The sequence below is a fragment of the Mycolicibacterium gilvum genome (assembly GCF_900454025.1).
Lineage (GTDB): Bacteria > Actinomycetota > Actinomycetes > Mycobacteriales > Mycobacteriaceae > Mycobacterium > Mycobacterium gilvum.
Map to the genome: position 1 here is coordinate 2,147,795 of NZ_UGQM01000001.1, position 15,504 is coordinate 2,163,298.

Sequence of the window (15,504 nt, forward strand, 5' to 3'; positions counted from 1 at the left end):
CGCTCAGGGCAGTTCGGTGACGCCGCGCTCGCGCAGTGCCGACAGGTTCGCCGCGCCACTGCCGTGCAGGCACACCAACAGCTCGTCGATGAATCGCTGCAGCCAGTCGACGACGGCGCCGACGGATTCGACGGCGGGTGCCAGCAGCGGTCGCGCGATGGCCACCACCTCGGCGCCCATCGCGAGCGCCTTCGCGGCGTCCATACCGGTGCGGATCCCCCCGGACGCGACCAGCGGCACGTCGGGCAGAATTCCCCGCACCTCCGTAAGCGCCTGGGCCGTCGGGATGCCCCACTCGGCGAGGGCGGGGTAGCGCACCTCGCCGTAGCGGACGAACTGCTCGATCCGGGCCCAGGACGTGCCGCCCGCACCGGCCACGTCGACGGCGGCGACCGGACAGTCGACGAGCTGAGCAGCCGCCGACGCGCCGATCCCGTGGCCCACCTCCTTGAGCATCACGGGGTACCCGAGGGAGTCCACGACCTCGCGCAGCCGGCTCATGGAGCCCGAGAAGTCCGTGTCGCCGTTGTGCTGCATCGCCTCCTGCAGCGGGTTGGTGTGCACGGCGAGACCGTTGGCGCCGACGCGGTCCAGTGCCGCGGCCAGCGCGGGCACCATCGAGGGCTGCAGTTGCGCCAGCCCGATGTTGCCGATCACCAGAACGTCGGGGGCGACCCCGCGGACGTCGAAGCTCTCGGCGGCCACCGCGTCGTCGATCATCACCCGCTGCGACCCGAGCATCATGCCGACCCCGAGTTGCTGGGCGGCCTCGGCGAGGTTGCGGTTGATGATCCCCGAGAGCGCCGCGCCGCCGGTCATCGCGCCGATCAGCACCGGTGCGCGCAACCGGGAACCCATGAATTCCGTGCCGAGGTCCACGCTGTGCAGGTCGGTCTGGGTCAGCGCGTTATAAGGAAGCTGATAGCGCTCGAAACCGGTGGTCAGTGTCTGGTAGTCGACCGGGTCGGTCAGGCAGACGTCGATGTGGCGCCGCTTGCGGTGCTGCAGCGCTGATGCGGGGTCGGGCGTCACCGGTCAGACCCCCTGCGACAATGTGACGGTGAGTGAGGGTCTCTGGATCGCGATCGCGGTCATCGCTGTTCTGCTGGTAGTCGCGCTCGTCGTCGGGTTGGTGCGGTATCGCCGCCGCCAGATCAAGCTGTCGGCTCCGGACACTGCCACTCCCGTCGATCGCTCGGGCGGCTATACCGCCTCGTCAAGTATCACGTTCACCCAGTCGGCGCCGGTGAAGGAACCGCCGGCTCCACCGAAGGAGCCGCAACGCCCACGGCGTCTGGACACCACCGGTCTACCCGCCGTCGGCGATGATGCCACCATTCCGCGCGATGCGCCGAAACGCCCCATCGCCGATGTCCGCCTGCCCGAACCGCCGGTCGTGGAGCCCGCGCCCGCTCCCGCGCCGCCGGAGCCCGTCGCAGAACCCGAGCCCCTCCCAGAAATCCAGGTCCCCGAGCCCGTCGCAGAGCCGGAGCAGGTCACCGAGGCGCCCGCTCCCGACATCGACGCGATCGCCCCGACCGAAGGCCGCCTGGACCGCCTGCGCGGACGCCTCGCCAAGTCTCAGAACACGCTGGGCCGCAGCATGCTCGGCCTCATCGGCGGCGGCGACCTCGACGAGGACTCGTGGGAAGAGGTCGAGGACACCCTGCTGATCGCCGACCTCGGGCCCGTGGTCACCGAGTCGGTCGTCACCGCGCTGCGGGCCAAGATGGCCAGCAGCAAGGTGCGCACCGAGGCCGATGCCCGCGCGGTGCTGCGCGAGGTGCTGATCGCCGAGCTGCAGCCTGACCTCGACCGTGCGATCAGGGCGCTGCCGCATGCCGACAAGCCGTCGGTGCTACTGGTCGTCGGGGTCAACGGCACCGGTAAGACGACGACGGTCGGCAAGCTCGCCCGGGTCCTGGTCGCCGACGGGCGCCGGGTCGTCCTGGGCGCCGCGGACACGTTCCGCGCCGCCGCCGCCGACCAACTCCAGTCCTGGGCATCGCGGGTCGGCGCGCAGGTGGTCCGAGGACCCGAGGGGGCCGACCCCGCGTCGGTCGCGTTCGACGCCGTCGACACCGGGATCGCCTCGGGTGCCGATGTGGTCGTGGTCGACACCGCGGGCCGGCTGCACACCAAGACCGGGCTGATGGACGAGCTGGGCAAGGTCAAGCGCGTGGTGAGCAAGCGGGCCGAGGTCGACGAGGTGCTGCTGGTGCTCGACGCGACGATCGGGCAGAACAGCCTCCCGCAGGCGCGGGTGTTCGCCGAGGCCGTCGACATCACGGGCGTCGTCCTGACGAAGCTGGACGGCACGGCCAAGGGCGGCATCGTGTTCCGGGTGCAACAGGAACTCGGGGTGCCGGTCAAGCTCGTCGGCCTCGGGGAGGGGCCCGACGACCTCGCCCCGTTCGAGCCCGCCGCGTTCGTCGACGCCCTGCTCGGCTGACCTCGATGAGGCCGGCGGACAGCACATTTGTGCTGGTCGAGCCGGGTGAAACATGAGCGTAACGACTTAGGCGTGTCCGTTCACCTGGGTGAAACACAACAGAATCACAGGTGAAACGCTTGCCAAAGAGTCTCTTCGGGAGGCCGATCATGATCGGCCGTCATCCCAAGGAGGTTCACACAAAGTGCTTTTAGCCTTGCCAGACGAAGCGTTTCTGCCGTTTGGGCCCGAGGGCCTGAGCGCCGGAGATACGGCGTGGGTGCTCACGTCGGCGGCGCTGGTGTTGCTCATGACACCGGGCCTGGCGTTCTTCTACGGTGGTCTGTCCCGCCAGAAGTCCGTCCTCAACATGATGATGATGTCGTTCGGCTCGATGGGCGTCGTCAGCGTCATCTACGTGCTGTGGGGATACTCGATGTCCTTCGCCTCAGCACACACCGGTGAGAGCGACTTCTTCGGGGTCTTCGACAATCCGTTCTCGCTCTTCGGCGTCAGCCAGCTGACCGAGGTCCGCGAGATCGGCGGTGTCGACACGTTCGTCTCCGGCGGCTTCGGCACGGTGCCCGCCATCGTCTGGGTGGCCTTCCAGCTCACCTTCGCCGTCATCACCGTCGCGCTGATCAGCGGTGCGGTGGCCGAGCGGATGAAGTTCGGCACCTGGCTGGTGTTCGGCGGCATCTGGGTCACGCTGGTGTACTTCCCTCTGGCGCACATGGTTTGGGGTGGCGGCCTGCTCTCGGGTGCCGAAGACGGCATCGCCGCAAAGCTTTTCGGCGTCGACGAGGAAGGCGCGGCCAACGTCTCGCCGATCGACTTCGCCGGTGGCACCGTGGTCCACATCAACGCCGGCATGGCGGCACTGGTTCTGGCGATCCTGCTCGGCAAGCGGGCCGGTTTCGGACGGACCCCGTACCGCCCGCACAACATTCCGTTCGTGATGCTGGGCGCCGCGCTGCTGTGGTTCGGCTGGTTCGGCTTCAACGTGGGCTCCGAAGGTGCCGCCGACATGCTGGCCGGCTCGGTGTGGGTGAACACCACCGCCGCCACCGCGGCAGCGATGCTGGGCTGGCTGCTCGTCGAGCGCATCCGGGACGGTCACGCCACCAGCGTGGGTGCCGCATCGGGCATCGTCGCCGGCCTGGTCGCGATCACACCGGCGTGTGGATCGCTGTCGGCGATCGGCTCGCTGATCCTCGGCGCCGTCGCCGGTGTCCTCTCGGCTCTCGCGATCGCGCTGAAGTACAAGTTCGGCTATGACGATTCGCTCGACGTCGTCGGCGTGCACCTCGTCGCAGGGCTGTGGGGCACCATCGGCATCGGTTTCCTCGCTCTTGAGACCGGCCTGTTCTACGGCGGCGGCTTCGAGCAGCTCGTCGTGCAGATTGTGATCGCACTGGTTGCCGTAGTGTTCACCGCAGTCATGACCGCCATCATCGCGTTCATCGTCAAGCCTCTGGGCTGGCGGGTGTCCAAGGAGGATGAGGACACTGGTATCGATGAGACCGAACACGCCGAAACGGCTTACGAGCTCGCCTGACCGGCGACAATTTCATCGGAAGGGATCATCTAACACATGAAGCTGATAACCGCGATCGTCAAGCCGTTCACGCTGGAAGATGTCAAGACCGGTCTCGAGCAGACGGGCATTCTGGGCATGACCGTCAGCGAGGTGCAGGGCTACGGTCGGCAGAAGGGCCACACCGAGGTCTACCGCGGTGCGGAGTACTCGGTGGACTTCGTGCCCAAGGTCCGCGTCGAGGTCGTCGTCGACGACGCCGCCGTCGACAAGGTGGTGGACGTCATCGTCCAGGCCGCGCGCACAGGCAAGATCGGTGACGGCAAGGTCTGGGTCAGCCCGGTCGAGACCGTGGTCCGGGTGCGCACCGGCGAGCGTGGGGCGGATGCCCTTTGAGCCGTATCGCGCAGTGAGAGGTCATCTCCCGGCGCTTGCGCCGCGTGAGTACTGGATCGTCAAGTGCCGGGAGGACAACTCATGAAGGATTCGACATCGAAGCCCGCCGCCGGCGCCTCCCGTTGGGAGCGTCCGGCGGCGGTTTCGTCCCGTCCCGCAACAGATCTCGTCGCAGCCGCGGAGCAGCTGCTCGCAGGTGGCGCCCGGCCGCTCGACTCGGCCGCGTTACGCGACGCGCTCCTGGACCTGCACGACTTCTGGCTCACCACGAAGGCGACCGAGATCGGTATCACCGCCACCAGTGGCTTCGCGATCGTCGCGACCGGTGGTCTGGGCCGGGGTGAGCTGCTGCCGTACTCGGACCTGGATCTGATGCTGCTGCACGACAACATGCCGGCCGAGATCGTCGGCGAGGTTGCCGAGTTGCTCTGGTATCCGTTGTGGGACGCCAATATTCGACTCGACCACAGCGTCCGTACGGTGCCGGAGGCGCTTCGGGTGGCCGGTGAGGACATCTCTGCCGGGCTGGCCATGCTCGAGGCCCGCCACATCGCCGGGGACGCGGATCTGTCGTCGTTGCTCATCGGGGGCGCGCGACGGCAGTGGCGTACCGGAATAGCGCCCCGCTTCGAGGAACTCGTCGAGCACGCCCGGGCGCGCTGGCAGCGCAGTGGAGAGATCGCCCATCGTGCCGAACCGGATCTGAAGTGCGGCCGCGGCGGGCTGCGTGACGTGCAGCTGCTCAACGCGCTGGCGATCGCCCAACTCGCCGACGTCTATCCCAGCCGCTCACTGGCCTCGCCGACCGAAACCCTGGGCGAAGCCAACCTGGCCCTGCTCAACGTCCGCACCGAGCTGCACCGGGTGGCCGGCCGGGGACGCGAGCTGCTGCTGGCCCAGCACGCCGACGAGATCGGCGCCTCGCTGCGCATCGGCGACCGGTTCGACCTCGCGCGCACCCTGTCCGACGCAGCGCGCACCGTGAGTTACTACGTCGACGCCGGAATCCGCACTGCGGCAAACTCATTGCCACGGCGCGGGCTGGCCTCGCTGCGCCGGCCGGTGCGGCGCCCGCTCGACGAAGGGGTCATCGAATTCGCCGGCGAGGTGATCCTGGCGCGCGATGCCCGCCCCGAACGCGACCCCGGCCTGATCCTGCGCGTGGCCGCGGCGTCGGCGACCACAGGCCTGCCGATCGCAGGATCGACCCTGAGTCGGCTGGTGGAGGCCGCGCCGGAACTGCGCACGCCGTGGCCGAGGCAGGCGCTCAAGGACCTCCTGGTGATGCTCGCCGCGGGGCCGTCGGCGGTCGGCACCATCGAGGCGCTCGACCGCACCGGACTGTGGGGCCGGCTGTTCCCGGAATGGGGTGCCGTGCGCGACCTCCCGCCGCGCGACGTTGTCCACATCTGGACCGTCGACCGACATCTGGTCGAAACCGTCTCTCGAGCAAGTGCTTTCACCACCAGAGTGTCGCGTCCCGACCTGCTGCTGCTCGGTGCGCTGGTGCACGACATCGGCAAGGGGCGCGGCGGCGACCACAGCGTCATCGGCGCAGAACTGGCCCATCAGATCGGCAGCAGGCTCGGCCTGTGGCCGTCGGACATCAAGATCCTCGCTCAGGTCGTCCGGCATCATCTGCTGCTGCCCCACACCGCGACGCGGCGCGACCTGCAGGACGCGGCGACCATCTCCGCCGTGGTCGACGCACTCGACGGCGACCCGGCGGTGCTGGAACTCCTGCACGTGCTGGCCGAGGCCGACTCACTGGCCACCGGGCCGGGGGTGTGGGGCGACTGGAAGGCCTCGCTGCTCGGCGAGCTGGTCCGCCGCTGCCGCATGGTGATGGCCGGCGAGCCGCTTCCGCATCCCGATCCCGTTGATCCGCGGTTCATCTCGCTGGCCGGGCAGGTCGGCGTGCACGTCGAGCTGACGCCCACCGACACCCCGCACATCTATCAGGTGACGATGATCGCGCCGGACAGCCGAGGCGTGCTGTCGAAGGCCGCCGGGGTGATGGCCCTGAATTCCCTTCGGGTGCACTCGGCGTCGGTCAACGGTCACGAGGGTTCGGCGATCAACAGTTTCGTCGTCTCGCCGCGCTTCGGGACACCCCCTGCGGCGGAACTGCTGCGCCAGCAGTTGATCCTGGCCATCGACGGCGAGCTCGACGTGATGGGAGCCCTGGAGAAGAAGGAAGCCGAGAGCGTCGCCACCGGCAGGGCGGGAGAGGTCAGGGCAGCCGTCCCGATCAACGCTCCGACCGCGCCGCCGAAGGTGTTGTGGCATGAGCCCTCAGGCTCCGGACACGTCGTCGCGGAGATCCGGGCCACCGACCGGACGGGGCTGCTCGCGGTGCTCACCCGCGTCTTCGAGCGCGCCGGGGTGGACATCGCGTGGGCGAAGGTGACGACGATGGGCTCCTCGGTGATCGATGTGTTCGGGATCGTGCTGCCGGCCGGCGAGGACGCTGTCCGTGAGTCGCTGGAGAAGGAACTGTTGGCGGTGCTGCCCGCCCCGCCGCAGCCCAAACCGGTCCGCGAGGAGGCCAGCTGAGCCGGACTGCCCAGCGTTGCCGGAACCCCGACGACCGCCCGCGATAGGCTTGGCCACGTGTTTGAATCTCTGTCCGACCGGTTGACCGGTGCCCTCTCGGGCCTGCGGGGCAAAGGTCGGCTGACCGATGCCGACATCGATGCCACCGCGCGCGAGATCCGACTGGCCCTGCTCGAGGCCGATGTCTCGCTGCCGGTCGTGCGGGCCTTCATCTCCCGCATCAAGGACCGCGCCAAGGGCGTCGAGGTGTCGGCCGCGCTGAACCCCGCGCAGCAGGTCGTCAAGATCGTCAACGAGGAACTCGTCGCGATCCTCGGCGGCGAGACCCGCCAGCTGGCGTTCGCCCGTAACCCACCGACGGTCATCATGCTGGCCGGTCTGCAGGGTTCCGGTAAGACGACGCTGGCCGGCAAGCTCGCGAAGTGGCTCAAAGCGCAGGGGCACACGCCGTTGCTCGTCGCGTGTGACCTGCAGCGTCCCGGTGCGGTGAACCAGCTGCAGATCGTCGGCGAGCGCGCCGGCGTGCACGTCTTCGCCCCACACCCGGGGGTGTCCCCGGCGGGCGAGACGATCGAGCAGATGACCGCGCACGCGAGGAGCGAAACAGCTGGGGCGGGTGACCCGGTCTCGGTCGCGGCGGCGGGCCTCGCCGAAGCCAGATCCAAGCTCTACGACGTGGTGATCGTCGACACCGCGGGCCGCCTCGGCATCGACCAGGAACTGATGGCCCAGGCCGCCGCGATCCGCGACGCCGTGAACCCCGACGAGATCCTGTTCGTCCTCGACGCGATGATCGGTCAGGACGCCGTGACCACCGCCGATGCGTTCCGCGAGGGCGTCGGCTTCACGGGCGTTGTGCTGACGAAGCTCGACGGTGACGCCCGCGGCGGTGCCGCGCTGTCGGTGCGCGAGGTCACCGGCCAGCCGATCCTGTTCGCGTCGGCGGGGGAGAAGCTGGAGGACTTCGACGTCTTCCACCCCGACCGGATGGCCAGCCGGATCCTTGGCATGGGCGACGTGCTCACCCTCATCGAGCAGGCGGAGCAGGTCTTCGACGCCGAGCAGGCGGAGGCGACCGCGGCCAAGATCGGCAGTGGAGAACTCACCCTCGAGGACTTCCTCGAACAGATGCTCGCGATCCGCAAGATGGGTCCGATCGGCAACCTGCTCGGGATGCTGCCCGGCGCCGGGCAGATGAAGGACGCGCTGGCCGCCGTCGACGACAGCCAGCTCGACCGCGTGCAGGCGATCATCCGGGGCATGACACCGCAGGAGCGCGCGGATCCGAAGATCATCAACGCGTCGCGCCGGTTGCGGATCGCGAACGGGTCCGGGGTCACCGTCGCCGAGGTGAACCAGCTCGTCGACCGCTTCTTCGAGGCCCGCAAGATGATGTCGCAGATGGCCGGCCAGATGGGTATGCCGTTCGGCCGCAAGAACACTCGCAAGGCGGCCAAGGGTAAGAACAAGCAGGCGGGCAAGAAGAAGGGCGGCCGCGGCCCCACTCCGCCGAAGAACCGCAATCCGCTCGGCGCGGGCATGCCCGGGATGGCGGGGCTGCCGCCCGGGTTCCCGGATCTGTCGAACATGCCCAAGGGGCTCGACGAATTGCCGCCGGGGCTGGCCGACATCGACCTGTCGAAGCTGAAGTTCCCGAAGAACTGACGGTGGACGGCACGCCGCTGCACGTGCGCGGTCGCAGCCTGCCCGACGGCGAACCCGTCGAGTGGTGGATCGTCGGAGGCAGGCTCAGCGCCGACCCGGTGGCCGGTGCGGAGACCGTGTTCGGCGCCGACGGGGACGGCGGCTGGGTGCTGCCCGGGCTGGTCGACGCGCACTGCCACGTCGGTCTGGGACCCGGTGGTCCGACCGGTCTCGACGAGGCCATCGGTCAGGCTGAGACCGAACGCGAGGTGGGCGCGCTGCTGCTGCGCGACGCCGGCTCGCCCGTCGACACCCGCAGCCTCGACGATCGTGCGGACCTGCCCCGGATCATCCGGGCCGGTCGGCACCTGGCCAAGCCGAAGCGCTACATCCCGGGTCTGCCCATCGACATCGAAGACGAATCGCAGCTGCCCGAGTACGTCGTGCAGCAAGCCCGCTTCGGCGACGGCTGGGTGAAGCTGGTCGGGGACTGGATCGACCGCGGCATCGGCGACCTGGCGCCGCTGTGGTCCGACGAGGTGCTGGAGGCGGCCATCGCCGCCGCGCACGCCAACGGGGCTCGCGTCACGGCGCACGTGTTCGGCGAGGACGCGCTGCCCGGTCTGATCAAGGCCGGCATCGACTGCATCGAACACGGCACCGGGCTGACCGAGGACTCGATAGGTCTGATGGTCGAGTACGGCACGGCGCTGGTGCCCACCCTGATCAACATCGAGAACTTTCCGGGCATCGCCGAGGCCGCGGGCAAGTACCCGACCTACGCCAGACACATGCGTGACCTCTATGCATCGTGCCGCGACCGGGTGGCGGCCGCGCGCGACGCCGGCATTCCGATCTTCGCGGGAACCGACGCCGGCGGCATGATCGCCCATGGCCGCATCGCCGACGAGGTCGAGGCACTCAAGGGCATCGGTATGACGCCGACCGAGGCCCTCGGCGCGGCGTGCTGGGACGCTCGCGAATGGCTCCGGAGGCCGACTCTGCGGCACGGCGCGTCAGCGGATCTGGTGTGCTTCACCGAGGATCCCCTCACCGGTGCAGAGGTGCTCGCCAACCCGACCAGGGTGATCCTGCGCGGGGTCGTCTACTAGACGGACAGACACAGGCGGCCTCAGTGGGCCCCACCCGTCACACCTCTTCGTGTTGTGCAGCGAAAGTCCGAGTGCAGGCCTGCGGAACGTCGACAGGTGTGACTCCGGAGGCTCGGCGGCGGGGTTACGGCTGGCTGAATCCGTAGTCCAGCAGCTGCATCGCCTGCCCGTAGAGATCGCCGGTGCCGTACATCTGCACCACGACAAGTCGGCGGTTTCCGCGTTGCGCGGCGCCGACGTAGGTCTTGCGGGCGAGGTTGGTGAACCCGGTCTTGCCACCCAGGTCACCCGGGTAGCGGCTCAACAGTTCGTTCTGGTTGTGCAGGGTCTTGCCGGGGAACGGCGCGGTCGGCGATCGCATGATCTGGGCGATCAGCGGATACTTCAGCGCCGCCCGCATGATGACCGCGAGATCGTGCGGCGTGGTGACCGACTCCCATCCGGGTCCGTCGAGCCCGGACGTCGAGGATGCCTTGGTGGAGCGGGCACCGACGAGTGCGGCCTTGCGGTTCATCGCGGCCACAGCGACCCGCTGACCGCCCAGCATGTCGCCGAGCATGGTGGCCGCGTCGTTGCCCGACACCATCAGGATCGCCGAGACGAGCTGGGCGGTGGTGTACGCCTGACCGGGTGTGAGCCCGGCACACGAACATTCGATCTTCGTGTGGGATTCGTTGGCCCGCGCGAAACTGTCGGGCCGCAGGTGGTCGAGCACCGTCATCGCCAGCAGCACCTTGATGGTGCTGGCCGGAGCGTAGGTGCCGTACGGGTCCTTGCTCGCCAGCACCCTTCCGGTGTCCAGGTCGGCAACAAGCCACGCCTTGGCGGGTCCGTCCGGAATCGGCTGCGCCGCCGCGGGTTGGGCCGCGGGCTGGGCGACGCCCGGTGCGGCGACCGACACGGAGGCGGTCAGCAGCGCGCCGAGGGCGAACGCCAGCCCCGTGAGTCGTCTTCGCACGAGGGGCGACGCTAGTCGCGGCAGGACTCGACACGGTCTCCTTCCGGTATCGAGTCAGCCCGACCAGGTTTGAGCGGGCGCACGCGCGGGGTTCTACAGCCGGCTGACGCCTGCGTTCGGGCCCAGCGCGAATCCCCAGTCCAGCAGTGCCGACGCCTGGTCCCAGTACGTCGGCCCGCCCTCTGTGACCAGCCCGTACATCATGGCGACCACCAGATGCCTGCCGTTGCGGGAGGCGCCGGCGACGAACGTCTTGCGGGCCAGATCGGTGTAGCCGGTCTTGCCGCCGAACGTGCCGGGGTAGCGGTGCAGCATCTCGTCCTGGTTCACCAGCACGACATCGCCGGACTTCGTCGGGAACACGGCCGTCGGCTGTGCGGTGATCTGGGCGAACACCGGGTAGGCCATCGCGGCGCGGAACAGCACCGCCAGATCGCGCGGGGTGGACCAGATGTCGATGCCGGGTCCGTCGATTCCCGACGGTGAGCCGGCGCGGGTGCCGTGGGCGCCCAGACCCGCGGCCTTGGCATTCATCTTCGCCACCGCGGCGTGGCGTCCACCAAGCATGGTGGCCAGCGTGTTGGCGGCGTCGTTGCCCGACACCAGCAGCAGTCCTTCCAACAGCTGGCGCGTCGTGTAGGTCGTGCCGGGCGCGACGCCGGCGCAGTTGCACTCGACCCGGGTGTCGGCCTCGTTCGCCACCACGGTGGCGTCCAGCGGCAGCTCGTCGAGCACGACCATCGCGAGCAGGATCTTGATGGTGCTCGCCGGGGCGAATCGCCCGTTCTCCTGCCGTGCGGCCAGGACGGCACCGGTGTCCATGTCGGCGAGGACCCAGGCCTGCGCGGGTCCGTCGGGAACGGGAACAGAGCCGGCGGGTTGCACGATCCCGGTCACCGGCACCGCCGACGCGGTCGGGGAGACGACCCCGGAACCCGCGAGGATCAGGCACAGCGCCGCCCCCAGGGACGCGAGAAGCCTTGTCATGACGGGGAAGTCTATCCAGCCCCGGCCCGCCCTTCCGGTCGTGTTCAATCGGATCCCATGATGACCCTCGAGGAGATCTCGGACCGGCTTGAGATCCAGCAACTGCTCATCGATTACTCCACAGCGATCGACGCCAAGCGTTTCGACGATCTCGACTCGGTGTTCACCGCCGACGCCTACATCGACTACCGGGTCAGCGGCGGCGTCGACGGCCGCTTCCCGGAGGTGAAGGCGTGGCTCGCCGAGGTGCTGCCGAACTTCCCCGCGTACTACCACATGCTCGGCAACGTCGACGTGCGCCTCGGCTCCGACGGGAACACCGCGACCTCCCGGGCGATCTGCTTCAACCCGATGGTGATGGGCGGCGATGCCGGCCAGATCTACTTCGTCGGGATCTGGTACGTCGACGAGTTCGTCCGCACCGAGGCGGGCTGGCGGATGAGCAGGCGCGTCGAGGAGAAGGCGTTCGACAAGCTGGTGTGACGACCCGGCTCAGTGCGCGACCCGGCGCGCCAGCGCGCCGATCGCCCTCTTCATGCGGGGGGACACGTACACCGAGACCGCCGTGTTGAAGATGTCCTCGCGCAGCCGGGTCAACGTGGACTCGGTGATCAGCCAGCGTCCGTCGAGCTTCTCGTAGGACTCGGTGTAGTGCCCGTAGCCGCGCAGGTTCAGGCCGGGCGCCAGGCGCACGACGTCTTCGAGCGCCCAGATTCCGTCCGCGGTGGTCGCCGACGTCAGGGTGATCTCCGGCGCGTGCACCTGGTGCACCGTGGCGTTGGTGCGCAGACTGCGCCGGGTGAACGCGACGAAGTCGTCGGCGCCGACGATGACCTTGCCGCCGGCCCGCGAGGTGTCGCTGCGGAAGTCGTCGCTGAACAGCGTCCGCCAGGACTCCCAGTCCTTGGTGTCGAGGTACCGGCAGTAACGTGCCTTCAGCGTCTTGATCGCCTCGATCTCCAGCACCGTCACCGCTGCGTCGGTCATCGGTGAAGCGTGTCATCTGCGCCCGTGACTGTAAAGCTGCCCGCGATGGTTTCCGTTCGGCGACACCGTCGTTCACCTCGATCGTGTAGAGCTATCGCTCGACATGGCCGATATCACCGCCCCGCCCTCGGAAACCCAGCTCAAGAGCCTCCTGCGGGCCCTCGACGACCTCGACCTGCCGGCACTGACCGCACTGCCTGCGGCCGCTGTCGGCGATCCAGGTCGTCGACGTGCTGGAACGCCTGGATGTTCACGAGCGGGCCGTGCTCTACCGCATCCTTCCCAAGGACCGGGCGCTGGAGGTGTTCGAGATCCTCCCGCCCAGCCTGCAGGGCGACCTCGTCGGCGCGTTGCAGGACGACGCCGTGGCCGCGCTGTTCGCCGATATGGACCCTGACGACCGCGTGGAACTCCTCGACGAACTGCCGGCGACGGTGGCCGGGCGTCTGATGCACGGCCTGCCGCCCGACGAACGCGAGCTGACCGCCGTGGTGCTCGGCTATCCGCAGCGGTCGATCGGCCGCCGGATGAGCCCGGAGTTCGTGTCGGTTCGCCCCACGATGACGACGGCCGAGGCGCTCACCCGGGTCTCGGCCGGCTTGGACGACGCCGAGACCGTCTACATGCTGCCGGTCGTCGACGACGAACGCGTCCTCATCGGAGTGGTCAGCCTGCGGCGGTTGCTCGCCGCCGTGCCGGGAACGACGATCGTCGAGGTGATGCGTCCGCCGCACTGGGCGCGCGCGACCGAGGACGCGGAGACGGCTGCGCGCCGGTGCGCCGATCTGAGGGTGCTGGCGTTGCCGATCGTCGACAACGAGACGCGGCTGGTCGGCATCCTCACCGTCGACGATGCACTGCAGATCCTCGAGACCGCGGAATCCGAGGACCAGGCGCGCATCGCCGGCACCGAGCCGCTGCGCAGGCCGTATCTCACCGCTCCGGTGGTCAGCCTGGTCCGGTCCCGCGTCGTCTGGTTGCTGGTGCTCGCGATCGGCGCGACGCTGACGGTGCAGGTGCTCGAGGTGTTCGAGGCCACCCTGTCGGAGGTGGTGACCCTGGCGTTGTTCGTCCCGCTGCTGATCGGCACCGGCGGTAACACCGGAAATCAGGCGGCGACCACGGTCACCCGCGCCCTGGCGCTCGGCGACGTGGGACCTCGCGATCTGGGCAGGGTGCTGCTCCGCGAGCTGCGGGTCGGGCTGTCGCTGGGGCTGCTGCTGGGCGGCCTGGCGTTCGCTGTGACGAGCCTGGTGTACGACCGTTCCATCGGTACGGTGATCGGGTTGACCCTGGTGAGCCTGTGCACGATGGCGGCGACGGTCGGCGGTGCGATGCCGTTGATCGCCCGGGCGATCCGGGTCGATCCGGCGGTGTTCTCGAACCCGTTCATCTCGACCTTCGTCGATGCCACCGGGTTGCTGATCTACTTCACCATCGCCAGAGCGGTCCTCGGCATCTGATCGGCGATTTCCGCCCGACGACGGGGTTCTGGCACAATGAGCGGCTGTCTGCCGTAGGACTCCGGCCCTGCGGCGGTCACACACGTAAGGCAAAACCGGACCGGGCAGCCCGCCCGCGTCGCTCGAATTGCCAACGTGGCAATCACAGGAGAACTCGCAACACATGGCTGTCAAGATCAAGCTCGCCCGCTTCGGCAAGATCCGCAATCCCCAGTACCGCATCTCCGTCGCCGATGCGCGCAACCGCCGCGACGGCCGCGCCATCGAGGTCATCGGCCGGTACCACCCGAAGGAAGACCCCAGCATCATCGAGATCGACTCCGAGCGTGCGCAGTACTGGCTCGGCGTCGGCGCGCAGCCCACGGAGCCGGTGCTGCAGCTGCTGAAGATCACCGGCGACTGGCAGAAGTTCAAGGGTCTGCCCGGCGCCGAGGGCACGCTGAAGCACAAGGAACCCAAGCCCAGCAAGCTGGACCTGTTCAACGCCGCGCTCGCCGAGGCCGAAGGTGGTCCGTCGACCGAGGCCACCACGCCCAAGAAGAAGAAGGCGCCCGCCAAGAAGGACGAGCAGCCCACCGAGAAGGCCGCCGAGCCGGCCGCTGAGGCCCCGGCCGAGGCCGCTGCCGAGTCCGAAGCGCCCGCCGCCGAATGAGCTCGGTCGTCGTCGACGCCGTGGAGCACCTGGTCCGCGGAATCGTCGACAATCCTGACGACGTCCGCGTCGACATGGTGACCAACCGCCGCGGCCGCACCGTCGAGGTTCACGTCCATCCCGAGGATCTCGGCAAGGTCATCGGGCGGGGCGGTCGCACGGCGACCGCGCTGCGCACGTTGGTCGCGGGTATCGGCGGACGCGGTATCCGCGTCGACGTGGTGGACACCGACCAGTAGCGACGAAGGACCGCCCCTGATGGATCTCGTGGTCGGGCGAGTCGCGAAAGCACACGGCGTCACCGGTGAACTGACCGTCGAGGTCCGCACCGACGATCCGCAGGGCCGCTTCGTACGCGGAGCCGTCCTGCGCGGCCGGCCCCCCAGGGGCGGCGCCGAGCGCGAATACGTCATCGAATCGGTGCGCACACACGGCGATCGGTTGCTGGTGCGCTTCGACGGTGTCGCCGACCGTGACGCCGCCGACGCTCTGCGGGGGACCGTCTTCCTCGTCGACTCGGCCGACCTGCCACCGATCGAGGACCCGGACGAGTTCTACGACCATCAGCTCGAGGGTTTGACGGTCATCACCGTGTCCGGCGGCGAGGTCGGAAAAGTGGCCGAGGTGTTGCACACGGCGGCAGGCGAATTGCTCGCCGTGCGCACGGCGGACGACACCGAGGTGCTGGTGCCGTTCGTGTCGGCGATCGTTCTGTCGGTGTCGCTCGACGATCAGCTGATCACGATCGACCCGCCCGACGGCCTGCTCGAACTGGACTGAT

The 15,504-nt window shown here is 68.8% G+C and carries 14 protein-coding genes and 1 pseudogene; 11 read left to right on the top strand and 4 right to left on the bottom strand.

Translation table 11 applies throughout. The annotated features are described in order from the left end of the window. Positions 1-3: 3 nt before the first annotated feature. Positions 4-1,032, bottom strand: a complete 1,029-nt coding sequence (gene fni / locus DYE23_RS10115; RefSeq protein WP_011895033.1) for a type 2 isopentenyl-diphosphate Delta-isomerase — start codon at positions 1,030-1,032, stop codon at positions 4-6. Between fni and ftsY the strand changes: the two genes are divergently transcribed. The 6 genes from ftsY (at position 983) to DYE23_RS10145 (ending at position 9,676) form a co-directional block, all read left to right on the top strand. Further along, positions 983-2,452 (top strand): signal recognition particle-docking protein FtsY, encoded by a 1,470-nt coding sequence (ftsY, locus tag DYE23_RS10120; RefSeq protein ID WP_372516208.1) that lies wholly within the window; start codon positions 983-985, stop codon positions 2,450-2,452. The two genes, fni and ftsY, sit on opposite strands and share 50 nt — an antisense overlap. Positions 2,453-2,636: 184 nt before the next feature. Beyond that, positions 2,637-3,989: an ammonium transporter gene (locus DYE23_RS10125; RefSeq protein ID WP_115327140.1), complete on the top strand. Its 1,353-nt coding sequence runs from the start codon at positions 2,637-2,639 to the stop codon at positions 3,987-3,989. 36 nt (positions 3,990-4,025) lie between these two features. Beyond that, positions 4,026-4,364 (top strand): P-II family nitrogen regulator, encoded by a 339-nt coding sequence (locus DYE23_RS10130; protein ID WP_011779408.1) that lies wholly within the window; start codon positions 4,026-4,028, stop codon positions 4,362-4,364. An 81-nt stretch (positions 4,365-4,445) separates the two neighbouring features. Beyond that, complete coding sequence (locus DYE23_RS10135) at positions 4,446-6,920, top strand: [protein-PII] uridylyltransferase (protein ID WP_115327141.1); 2,475 nt, start codon at positions 4,446-4,448, stop codon at positions 6,918-6,920. 57 nt (positions 6,921-6,977) lie between these two features. Further along, a complete protein-coding gene (ffh, locus tag DYE23_RS10140) occupies positions 6,978-8,585 on the top strand; it encodes a signal recognition particle protein (RefSeq protein WP_011895029.1) in 1,608 nt (535 codons plus the stop codon). A gap of 2 nt (positions 8,586-8,587) precedes the next feature. After that, entirely contained in the window at positions 8,588-9,676 is a 1,089-nt protein-coding gene (locus tag DYE23_RS10145; RefSeq protein ID WP_115327142.1) for an amidohydrolase family protein, read from the top strand. A gap of 124 nt (positions 9,677-9,800) precedes the next feature. Here DYE23_RS10145 and DYE23_RS10150 read toward each other — a convergent pair whose 3' ends face one another. After that, positions 9,801-10,634, bottom strand: a complete 834-nt coding sequence (locus tag DYE23_RS10150) for a D-alanyl-D-alanine carboxypeptidase family protein (RefSeq protein ID WP_115327143.1) — start codon at positions 10,632-10,634, stop codon at positions 9,801-9,803. A gap of 93 nt (positions 10,635-10,727) precedes the next feature. After that, positions 10,728-11,621 (bottom strand): D-alanyl-D-alanine carboxypeptidase family protein, encoded by an 894-nt coding sequence (locus DYE23_RS10155; RefSeq protein ID WP_115327144.1) that lies wholly within the window; start codon positions 11,619-11,621, stop codon positions 10,728-10,730. 57 nt (positions 11,622-11,678) lie between these two features. On the opposite strand from DYE23_RS10155, the gene DYE23_RS10160 reads away from it, so the two are divergent. Further along, the gene (locus tag DYE23_RS10160) at positions 11,679-12,104 is read left to right on the top strand and encodes a nuclear transport factor 2 family protein (RefSeq protein WP_115327145.1); all 426 of its coding nucleotides are present in this window, start codon (positions 11,679-11,681) and stop codon (positions 12,102-12,104) included. 9 nt (positions 12,105-12,113) lie between these two features. On the opposite strand, the gene DYE23_RS10165 is transcribed toward DYE23_RS10160, so the two are convergent. Next, positions 12,114-12,608: a nuclear transport factor 2 family protein gene (locus DYE23_RS10165; RefSeq protein ID WP_115327146.1), complete on the bottom strand. Its 495-nt coding sequence runs from the start codon at positions 12,606-12,608 to the stop codon at positions 12,114-12,116. Between the two features lie 103 nt (positions 12,609-12,711). Between DYE23_RS10165 and mgtE the strand changes: the two are divergent. The 4 genes and pseudogenes from mgtE (at position 12,712) to rimM (ending at position 15,503) form a co-directional block, all read left to right on the top strand. Then, positions 12,712-14,071: pseudogene (gene mgtE, locus DYE23_RS10170) on the top strand (magnesium transporter). 163 nt (positions 14,072-14,234) lie between these two features. After that, positions 14,235-14,723: a 30S ribosomal protein S16 gene (gene rpsP, locus DYE23_RS10175; protein ID WP_013472134.1), complete on the top strand. Its 489-nt coding sequence runs from the start codon at positions 14,235-14,237 to the stop codon at positions 14,721-14,723. Beyond that, positions 14,720-14,962, top strand: coding sequence for an RNA-binding protein (locus DYE23_RS10180; protein WP_005148848.1), 243 nt, complete (start codon positions 14,720-14,722; stop codon positions 14,960-14,962). The genes rpsP and DYE23_RS10180 overlap by 4 nt, the downstream gene beginning before the upstream one ends. 19 nt (positions 14,963-14,981) lie before the next feature. Then, positions 14,982-15,503 (top strand): ribosome maturation factor RimM, encoded by a 522-nt coding sequence (gene rimM, locus DYE23_RS10185; protein WP_115327147.1) that lies wholly within the window; start codon positions 14,982-14,984, stop codon positions 15,501-15,503. Position 15,504 lies beyond the last annotated feature (1 nt).